This window comes from Streptomyces sp. NPDC000941 (genome assembly GCF_053599555.1).
Map to the genome: position 1 here is coordinate 20,714 of NZ_JBSFMM010000137.1, position 8,876 is coordinate 29,589.

General features: G+C 71.5%; 8 protein-coding genes and 1 tRNA gene. 4 read left to right on the plus strand and 5 right to left on the minus strand.

The features are described 5' to 3' along the window. Positions 1 to 98: 98 nt before the first annotated feature. The gene (locus ACWDSL_RS34430) at positions 99 to 1,109 is read left to right on the plus strand and encodes a zinc-binding dehydrogenase (protein WP_450491885.1); all 1,011 of its coding nucleotides are present in this window, start codon (positions 99 to 101) and stop codon (positions 1,107 to 1,109) included. A 167-nt stretch (positions 1,110 to 1,276) separates the two neighbouring features. Here ACWDSL_RS34430 and ACWDSL_RS34435 read toward each other — a convergent pair whose 3' ends face one another. The 5 genes from ACWDSL_RS34435 to ACWDSL_RS34455 form a co-directional block, all read right to left on the minus strand. Continuing rightward, the gene (locus ACWDSL_RS34435) at positions 1,277 to 2,413 is read right to left on the minus strand and encodes an aminopeptidase P family protein (RefSeq protein ID WP_450491886.1); all 1,137 of its coding nucleotides are present in this window, start codon (positions 2,411 to 2,413) and stop codon (positions 1,277 to 1,279) included. 67 nt (positions 2,414 to 2,480) lie between these two features. Then, positions 2,481 to 3,173, minus strand: coding sequence for an IclR family transcriptional regulator (locus tag ACWDSL_RS34440; RefSeq protein ID WP_450491887.1), 693 nt, complete (start codon positions 3,171 to 3,173; stop codon positions 2,481 to 2,483). A gap of 374 nt (positions 3,174 to 3,547) precedes the next feature. After that, positions 3,548 to 4,531 carry a LuxR family transcriptional regulator gene (locus tag ACWDSL_RS34445; protein WP_450491888.1) on the minus strand — a complete coding sequence of 328 codons (984 nt, stop codon included), beginning with the start codon at positions 4,529 to 4,531 and terminating at the stop codon, positions 3,548 to 3,550. Position 4,532: 1 nt separating this feature from the next. Then, on the minus strand, positions 4,533 to 5,273 hold the full coding sequence (locus ACWDSL_RS34450) for a hypothetical protein (protein WP_450491889.1): 741 nt from the start codon (positions 5,271 to 5,273) through the stop codon (positions 4,533 to 4,535). Positions 5,274 to 5,885: 612 nt separating this feature from the next. Continuing rightward, positions 5,886 to 5,958 (minus strand) — tRNA-Thr (locus ACWDSL_RS34455). A gap of 197 nt (positions 5,959 to 6,155) precedes the next feature. Between ACWDSL_RS34455 and ACWDSL_RS34460 the strand changes: the two genes are divergently transcribed. The 3 genes from ACWDSL_RS34460 (at position 6,156) to ACWDSL_RS34470 (ending at position 8,804) form a co-directional block, all read left to right on the plus strand. Then, positions 6,156 to 7,292 (plus strand): ABC transporter ATP-binding protein, encoded by a 1,137-nt coding sequence (locus ACWDSL_RS34460; RefSeq protein WP_450491890.1) that lies wholly within the window; start codon positions 6,156 to 6,158, stop codon positions 7,290 to 7,292. Between the two features lie 253 nt (positions 7,293 to 7,545). Next, positions 7,546 to 7,965, plus strand: a complete 420-nt coding sequence (locus ACWDSL_RS34465) for a hypothetical protein (protein WP_450491891.1) — start codon at positions 7,546 to 7,548, stop codon at positions 7,963 to 7,965. A gap of 44 nt (positions 7,966 to 8,009) precedes the next feature. Further along, the gene (locus ACWDSL_RS34470; protein ID WP_398529944.1) at positions 8,010 to 8,804 is read left to right on the plus strand and encodes an NDP-sugar synthase; all 795 of its coding nucleotides are present in this window, start codon (positions 8,010 to 8,012) and stop codon (positions 8,802 to 8,804) included. Positions 8,805 to 8,876: the final 72 nt, after the last annotated feature.

An 8,876-nucleotide genomic window follows, 5' to 3' on the forward strand; every position in this document is an offset into this window, starting at 1 on the left:
CGTCACGTCCGGGCGCGGCCCAACGCCCCTTGACCTGAACTTTGGTTGAGGTTGGAGGGTGGCCGTACGACAGCCCCACCGGCCCAGGGAGAACACCCATGTACGCCATCCGCCTGCACGCCTTCGGCCCCGCCGAGAACCTGATCCACGAGAAGACCGACGATCCGGTGCCGGGCCCGGGCGAGGTCCGGATCGCGGTCGCCGCGGCCGGGGTCCATCTGCTCGACACCGCCCTGCGCGCGGGCCAGACCACCGCCACCCACGCCGCGCCCGAACTGCCGACCATCCCCGGCCGCGAGGTCGCGGGCACGGTCGAGGCGCTGGGCGAGGGCACCGACCCGGCGTGGCTCGGCAAGCGCGTGGTCGCCCACCTCGGGATGGTGCCCGGCGGCTACGCCGAACTGGCCGTGGTCGCCGCGGGCAAGCTGCACGAGGTGCCCGCGAACCTGGACGAGGCGCAGGCCGTCGCCATGATCGGCACCGGCAGGACCACGATGGGGATCCTGCAGTTCGCCGAGCTGACCGCCGACGACGTCGCGGTCGTCACCTCGGCGGCGGGCGGTATCGGCCAACTCCTGGTGCAGTACGCGGGGCATGCGGGCGCCACGGTCGTGGCGCTGGCGGGCGGCCCCGAGAAGGTGGCGCGGGTACGCGAACTGGGCGCCGACATCGCCGTCGACTACACGGACCCGGGCTGGCCGGACCAGGTCCGGGCGGCCCTCGGCGGCCGGGCCGCGACCGTGCTGTTCGACGGCGTCGGCGGGGAGCCCGGCCGCGCGGGCGTGGATCTGCTCGGCCCCGGCGGCCGTCACCTCGTCTTCGGCTGGTCCTCGGGCGGGCTGCTCACCGGCGGTGGCGGCCCGCTGGAGTTCGGCGAGGAGGAGTTGACGGCCCGCGGCATCACCTCGGAGGTCGTGCTCGGCCCGCCGATGCTGGCGAAGGCCGGCGGGCCGGACCCGATCCGCACGCTGGAGGAGCGCTCCATGGCCGAGGCCGCGGCCGGCCGTCTCGTCCCGGGGGTGCACCGCTTCCCCCTCGCCGAGGCGGCGGCCGCCCACCGGGCCCTGGAGACGCGCGCCACGACGGGCAAGGTCGTCCTGGTGCCGTGACCCTCCCGGGTGCCGTAACCCTCCTGGTGCCGTAACCCTCCCGGCGCCGCCACCAGACCGGGCCCGCGGGGCCGGTGCCGCTGCACGAGGGGAGAGCGGCACCGGCACCGGGCCCCTCCGGCACCAGCCCCGGGCCCCCTCCGGCCCGGCCCTTCCGGTAACCGTCCTCAGGCCACGACCCGCAGCTCCCGCGCCGTGTTGTTCAACCGGCGTCCGCCCGTCTCCGTGCAGGTCACGATGTCCTCGATACGCACCCCGAACCGCCCCGGCAGATAGATCCCCGGCTCGATCGAGAAGCACATCCCCGGCACCAGCGGCAGCTGCTCGCCCTCCGCCATATAGGGCGGCTCATGCGTCGTGACCCCGATGCCGTGGCCGGTGCGGTGGATGAAGTACTCGCCGTAGCCCGCCTCGTTGATCACCTGGCGCGCCACCCGGTCGATGTCCTGGCAGGCCGCCCCCGGCCGGACCGCCTCGAACGCCGCCTGCTGCGCCTCGCGCACGATGTCGTGGACCTTGCGCTCTTCCTTCGTCGGCTCGCCGACGTGCACCGTACGCGTGGTGTCGGAGCCGTAGCCGTCCTTGAGGCCACCGAAGTCCAGCACCACCATGTCGCCCTCCTCGATCACCCGCTCCCCGGCCTCATGGTGCGGGTTGGCGCCGTTGGGGCCCGAGCCCACGACCGTGAAGTCGACCTGGCTGTGGCCGTATCGCAGCAGCAGCGCGCTGAGGTCGGCGGCGATATCGCGCTCCCGCCGCCCGGCGAAGCGGACCTGCACGATCTCCTCGTACGCCGCGTCGGCCGCCGCCCCCGCGGACGCGAGCCGCTGCACCTCGTGGGTGTCCTTGACCGCGCGCAGCATGGGCAGCGCCTCGCCGATCGCGGAGTAGGAGGTGTCCGGCAGAACGCGCTGGAGGCCGAGCAGGTGGACGGCCCAGGTCTCGTCGGAGATCCCGTAACGGCCGCGCGGCGGCAGCATGTCCGCCGCCGTCCGGTACGGGTCGCCGCCGTCGGTCCAGCCGGTCACCTCGGTCGCGCCCACGCCGGTCGCGGCCAGCGCGTCCGGCCGCTCCAGCAGGGGCACCAGGAGCCGGGGCGTCTGCCCCGGGACGACCATCAGGGCGGTGAGGCGCTCGGTCTCCGCCGGGGGGCGGTAACCGCACAGATGGACCATGTCCGGGCCGGGGGTGACCACCAGCCCGGCCAGCCCGGCATCGGCGGCGGTGCGGGCCGCCCGGGACATCCGGGCGGTGTAGTCCTCAAGGGTCATGGGGGCGAGCTGCTGCTCAGCGGGCGTCGGCATGCGCACAGCATCCCGCAGCGGTGGCCGCCCCGCGAACCGAATCCGGCGGCGGCCCACCCGCCCGTTATCAGCGCTGGAAACCGCTGCCGAGCCGTACCGCCGCGTCGATCACCGCGCTGCCGTAGACCCGGCCCGGGGCGTTGGACATCCGCCCGATGGGCCCGGAGATCGACAGCGCGGCGACCACCCGGCCGCCGGGGCCGCGCACCGGGGCCGCCACGGCGGCTATCCCGTGCTCCCGCCCGCCGACGCTCTGGGCCCAGCCCTGGCGCCGTACGCCGGAGAGCGTGGCGGCGGTGAACTGGGCGCCGCGCAGCCCCTCGTACAGGTCCTCGGGCCGCTCCCAGGCCAGCAGCACCTGGGAGACGGGGCCGGCGTTCATCGGCAGGGCGGCGCCGACCGGCACCCGGTCCTGTGCGACCGGGTTGCCGGTCACCGCGGCCTCGGCGACGCAGATACGCATATACCCGCGGCGCCGGTAGAGCCGGGCGCTGGCACCGGTCACATCGCGCAACTCGCTCAGCACGGGCTCCGCCGTCGTCGCCAGATGGTCCCGACAGGCTTCCAGGGCCATCAGCCCGAGCCGCGGCCCCAGGATGAAGCGGCCCTGTGCGTCCCGGGCGAGCAGCCGCAGCCGCTCCAGGGCGAGCACCAGCCGGTGCACGGTGGGGCGTTTGAGGCCGGTGGCGGAGACCAGCCTGGCCAGCGAGGCCGGGCCCGCTTCCAGGACGCCGAGCAGCAGCGATGCCTTGTCGAGCACACCGACCCCGCTCAGCAGCTGCTCCGGGGAGCTCCGGTCCGGGCAGCTCCGGTCTGGAGAGCTCCGGTCTGGAGAGCTCCGGTCTGGAGATATCCGTTCCGGAGTCATCCTTTCCGGAGCGGCGGGGACAGCAGGAGCCGTGTTTCCCCGAGTCGTCTTCCGGTGACTCGTCACCAACTTTTCGGGAGTTGAAATACTCATAAGAGTGCCTCCTTGTCGGGCCGGTCACTCCCATGCGCCAGGACCGTCCGCAACTACGGCTTTCGTCAGGTCAGTTCATCATGTCTAGCCGGACGCCCAGAGCACCCGCAACGCGCCTACAGGAAGCTGCCAGCACCTCAACCGGCCACGGTCACCGCCTCCTCGCCACCGGCTCAGCGCCGGTGGCGCGGGGGGTCTCGCGGCGGGTCCCGCTGGGCGTCCCCGGGGGGCGCGACCGGCAGTAGCCCCAGCTCAGCGGCGCGCACCCCGGCCTGGAACCGGGAGCTCGCGCCCAGCAAGGCCATGATCTCGGCAACATAGCGGCGATAGGTGCGCACCGAGACCGACAGCTCGCGCGCGGCGACCTCGTCGGTGACGCCGAGCCTCAGCCACTCCAGGATCGGCCGCACCATCTCCATCCGGGGGTGGTCGCCGAAGTCGACCCGCTCGTTCACCACCACCGCATTGCGCCAGATGCCGTCGAAGAGGGTCTGCAGGGTCTCGATGACCCCCGGATCGCGGATGGCGGAGGCCCGGCGGCCGACCGCGGAGTCGGCGCACACCAGCGCGGCGCGGCCGTCGACGATGAGCGCGGCGAGCAGCGGAATCCGGGCGACCCGGACCTCCAGATGCCGCCGGTCCCTGGCGTGCCGTCGCACAAAATTCCAGTCGAGTGAGTTCTGGGCGCACAGAACACGCGTTCTCACGTCCTCGCCGCCGGAGCGGAGCCATTCGCTCAGTACGGAATGCAGCGCACCGACATGCGCGGCCTCCGCCGCGAGCACCACGTCGACATTCCCGCCGGCCTCCCGGATCAGCTCTTCGGCAGCCGTTCGAATTTCTTCCTCGTCCGTTTCCACCGCCGCGACCCAGGAGTTCCCCCGCGGTCGCCCGGCGCCCTGGTCGGCCGCGGATTCGGCCGCCCCGGAATCACGGGAACCGGATTGACCGGAACCGGATTGGCCGGAACCGGATTGGCCGGCCGCGGATTGGCCAGAGCCGGAATCACCGGCCCCGGAATCGCCGACGACGGATTCGGCAGCCGCGGCTGATGCGGCGACCGTGGATGCTATGAGCGCGCGTACCGCCAGGAGTTCCTGGGCGATGGCCTGCTCGGCCAGCTCGTTTTCGACGCCGCCCTCCTCGTGCCCGGTCACGTCAGTCGACGTCCGACAACAGCCCCAGTTCGACGGCGCGCACCCCGGCCTGGAAGCGGGAGTTGGCCCCGACGTCACGCATGATCGCCGCGACATGGCGGCGGTACGTGCGCAGCGAGACCCTGATCTGGCGCGCCGCCACATCGTCCGTGTGACCCTCGCGCAGACGCTCCAGGATCATCCGTACCGAGTCCGAGCGCAGCCGGTCGGCCAGGCGCTGATGCTCGTCCAGCGGCATCGCGCTACCCCAGGCCCCGGCGAACATCAGGTCCAGCGCGCGGACCGAGGCGGGGTCGTAGTTGAAGGTCGCGTACCGGCCGCCGCATTCGCCGCCCGACCGGCCGAAGGCGGCCCTGCCGTCGGCGATCACGGTCCCCTGCAGATCCACGTCCGCGACCCGGAGCTCATAGCCGAGCGGGCCGCGCCGCGCGGCGGCGAGGATGCCGAGCGGGGCCAGGACCTGCGGGGTGCAGAGCACCCGCACGGTGACCCCGGTGCCCGCGACGGCGGTGAACCGGCCCATCTGCGGGAGGATCGGTTTGGCCCGCTCGAAGGTGCCGGGCACGATCAGACTGATGCTGTGCCGTGCGCGCGACAGGAGCTGCCCGATGGCCTGTCTGACGGCGGGGCCGTCGGTGGCCAGCACCATCGGCGGGGACTGGACCGGGGCGCCGAGCATGGACGCCGCCGGCTCTTCCTTCGTATTGGACGTAGACAGTTTGGACATGGACAGTTCAGCCATGACTCCCCCATGCGGCACACGACCCGTCCGTCGCATACCCGTCGGTTGCTGCCGACCGTCCCAAGTCACCAAGAACGGCCGCGAAGGCGATCGGCGGCCACCCCGTAATTGAATCCGCAATGACACAGCCGCCGATCAGAATCACGAACTTCCGCATCACGAACTTCCGCGCCACCGTTACCCGCTGGTTCTCAACCCTCGCGTAGCCCTTCTTCCCCGCGGTCGAGAAGCCCGTGTCCAGTAGGTGGATTGTGGCTGGAAAGGCCGTACAAGGCCCTGCGGCCGGAGATTAGTTCGCCCTCAGCAAGCCAGTCAACGCACTACAGTTGGTAAAGGTCAAGTAAAATCGCCCACTTTTGTGCCGCTTATGCTTAGCGCCACGGCGCGGCGGCCACGGGATTGTCAACAAGCTGCACCCCGACCCGGAAACTCCGCCCCAGGTGACCCCGCTCCGAACGCGCAGCGCACTCGGAAGGCAACGGTGGGCGATCACGCGGGGGCGCGGCTGGCAATTTGTTGACAGTCGGGCCGGGAACCCGGGGCACGGGATGGGTGTGAGAGGCGAGACGAACGGCCCTCCGTGGTCCGCCATGAAGGGCCGTGCGCTCGCGGAGCCGACTGTCGGGCTCGAACCGACGACCTTCGCTTTACAAGAGCGGTGCTCTACCAGCTGAGCTAAGTCGGCGCGTCCCCAGCAGTGTACCCACGCCGAGGGGGTGATCCGTTCGAAATTCTCCGCTCGCCCAAAGTTTGGTCAGCTCAGGTAGAGACAGGGAGCCCCACTCCGAGTTAAGGTCGCGGCCAGTCCGCGGAAGTGGACTAGACCCCTGCCTTTACTCGGATCGTCCGGCACGTTCCTGCCGGTGAAGGGACCAGATCAGCATGGCCACGGTTACGTACGACAAGGCGACCCGGATCTACCCGGGCACTGAGAAGCCCGCCGTCGATCAGCTCGAGATCGACATCGAGGACGGCGAGTTCCTCGTTCTCGTCGGCCCCTCCGGCTGCGGCAAGTCCACCTCCCTGCGGATGCTCGCCGGCCTCGAGGACGTCAACGGCGGTTCGATCCGGATCGGCGACCGCGATGTCACCCACCTTCCGCCGAAGGACCGGGACATCGCGATGGTGTTCCAGAACTACGCGCTGTACCCGCATATGAGCGTGGCCCAGAACATGGGTTTCGCGCTGAAGATCGCCGGCGTCAACAAGACGGAGATCCGGCAGAAGGTCGAAGAAGCGGCCAAGATCCTGGACCTCACCGAGTACCTGGACCGCAAGCCCAAGGCGCTCTCCGGTGGTCAGCGGCAGCGTGTCGCGATGGGCCGCGCGATCGTGCGTGAGCCGCAGGTCTTCCTCATGGACGAGCCGCTGTCCAACCTGGACGCCAAGCTCCGTGTGCAGACCCGTACCCAGATCGCCAGCCTGCAGCGCCGGCTGGGCATCACCACCGTGTACGTCACCCACGACCAGGTCGAGGCCATGACCATGGGCGACCGGGTGGCCGTCCTCAAGGACGGGCTGCTGCAGCAGGTCGACTCGCCGCGCAACATGTACGACCGCCCCAACAACCTGTTCGTCGCGGGCTTCATCGGCTCCCCGGCGATGAACCTGGTCGAGGTGCCGATCACCGACGGCGGCGTGAAGTTCGGCAACAGCGTCGTCGCGGTCAGCCGTGAGGCGCTGAGCGCCGCGGGGGACAAGGGCGACCGCACGGTCACCGTCGGCGTCCGCCCCGAGCACTTCGACGTGGTCGAGGAGGGCGGCGCCGCCGCCAAGGGCCTCACCAAGGAGAGCAAGGACGCCCCGGCCGGTCTGGCCGTCACCGTCAACGTCGTCGAGGAACTCGGCGCCGACGGCTACGTCTACGGCACCGCCGAGGTCGGCGGCGAGGTCAAGGACCTGGTCGTCCGGGTCAACGGCCGCCAGGTGCCGGAGAAGGGCACCCAACTCCACGTCGTCCCGCGCCCGAGCGAGATCCACGTCTTCTCGACGTCCACGGGCGAGCGACTCAGCGACTGACCGAGCGACAACCCCGGTCAACCCAACGGCGCCGTCCGTCCGCCTCTGTGCGGACGGGCGGCGCCTGTTGCTGTATCGACAAATAGCCCGACAGATAAATCTCTTCGCATACCGGGCATATCACCCCAACCCGTCAAGGCCCGCCACCCTCTCTGGTGTATCTGGTCCCCCAAAACGGTGACTAAATGTCGCCAAATCATCGCTCCTCGCTACGATCGCCGCGTACCGCCGTCAAGAACCGCGAGGAACGTCCTTGAACACCGCAGCCCGCCGCATCGGCAGAACTCTCGCTCTCGTCCTCCCCGTCGTCCTCGTCCTCTCCGGGACGCTCGCCGTCACCCGCGTCCCGTGGGCATCCCCGGCGGCCGAGTCGCAGATCCTCACCGCCTCGTCCGACAGGGCATCAACCCGCGCCGCCCACCGCGCCCCGCACGAGGCGCTGCGCGACCGGCTGCTCGCCGAACTCCAGGAGAAGGACCCGGGCGTGGCCCTCACCCATCTCCAAGTCGCCACCTCCGAGCGGCCCTCGCTGGCCAGGCACTGCGCCTCCATCGCCCGCGCGCTCGGCCGCGCCGCGGTCGCCAAGTACGGCGGCACGGACCGCGCCCAGGCCTACTCCCGTCCGGTCTGCGACACCTCGTACGCGACCGGCGTCACCCGGGCCCGCCGCTGACGCGGCTCGGCACCTCCATCACGGCACCGCATATCGTGCGGCCCATGACAGATGACGCCCGCACCGCGGCGCGGCACCCACTGCCCGCGCGCCCCACACAAGCCGTCGTCCTGGCCGGAGGCCAGGGCTCGCGGCTGCGCCCGTACACCGACGACCGGCCCAAGCCCATGGTCGAGATCCCCGGCACCGGCACCCCGATCATCGGCCACCAGCTCGCCTGGCTGGCCGCCGAGGGCGTCACCGACGCCGTCGTCTCCTGCGGCCACCTCGCGGCGGTGCTCCAGGACTGGCTGGAGTCGGCGGATCTGCCGCTGCGGGTGACGACGGTCGTCGAGAAGGAGCCGCTGGGCCGCGGCGGCGGTCTCAAGTTCGCCGCCGCGTCGCTCCCGCACCCCGACCGGTCCTGGTACGCCACCAACGGCGATATCTGGACCCGCTTCTCGCTCCGCGACATGGCCGACTTCCACCGCGAGCGCGACGCCGTCGCCACGCTCGCCCTGGCCCGCCCGCGCATCCCCTGGGGCGCGGTGGAGACCGACGAGTTCGGCCATGTCCTCGACTTCATCGAGGCGCCGCCGTCGCCGTACCTCATCAACGCCGGCGTCTACGTCTTCTCCGCCGACTTCACCGCGCTGCTCCCCGACCGCGGGGACCACGAGCGCACCACCTTCCCCCGGCTCGCCCGCGAGCGCCGCCTGGCCGGGTTCCCGCTGCCCCACGGCGCGTACTGGCGCGCCATCGACACGGCCAAGGACCTGACCGAGGCCGCCAAGGAGCTGGCCGCCGGATCGCCGCCGCACGGCACACTGGGCCAGGCCCCCGCCGCGCAGCGCGCGTGAGCGCGGGCTCGGGCGGCGGCGCGTGTTGATCCGGGCCGCGGCCTGCGCGCGGCGCCTGGGCCGCGGCCCAGG

Coding starts and splice junctions, on each gene's coding strand:
- ACWDSL_RS34430 (WP_450491885.1), top strand. CDS start 99: ATGTACGCCATCCGCCTGCACGCCTTCGGCCCCGCCGAGAACCTGATC.
- ACWDSL_RS34435 (WP_450491886.1), bottom strand. CDS start 2,413: ATGCCGACGCCCGCTGAGCAGCAGCTCGCCCCCATGACCCTTGAGGAC.
- ACWDSL_RS34450 (WP_450491889.1), bottom strand. CDS start 5,273: ATGGCTGAACTGTCCATGTCCAAACTGTCTACGTCCAATACGAAGGAA.
- ACWDSL_RS34460 (WP_450491890.1), top strand. CDS start 6,156: ATGGCCACGGTTACGTACGACAAGGCGACCCGGATCTACCCGGGCACT.
- ACWDSL_RS34470 (WP_398529944.1), top strand. CDS start 8,010: ATGACAGATGACGCCCGCACCGCGGCGCGGCACCCACTGCCCGCGCGC.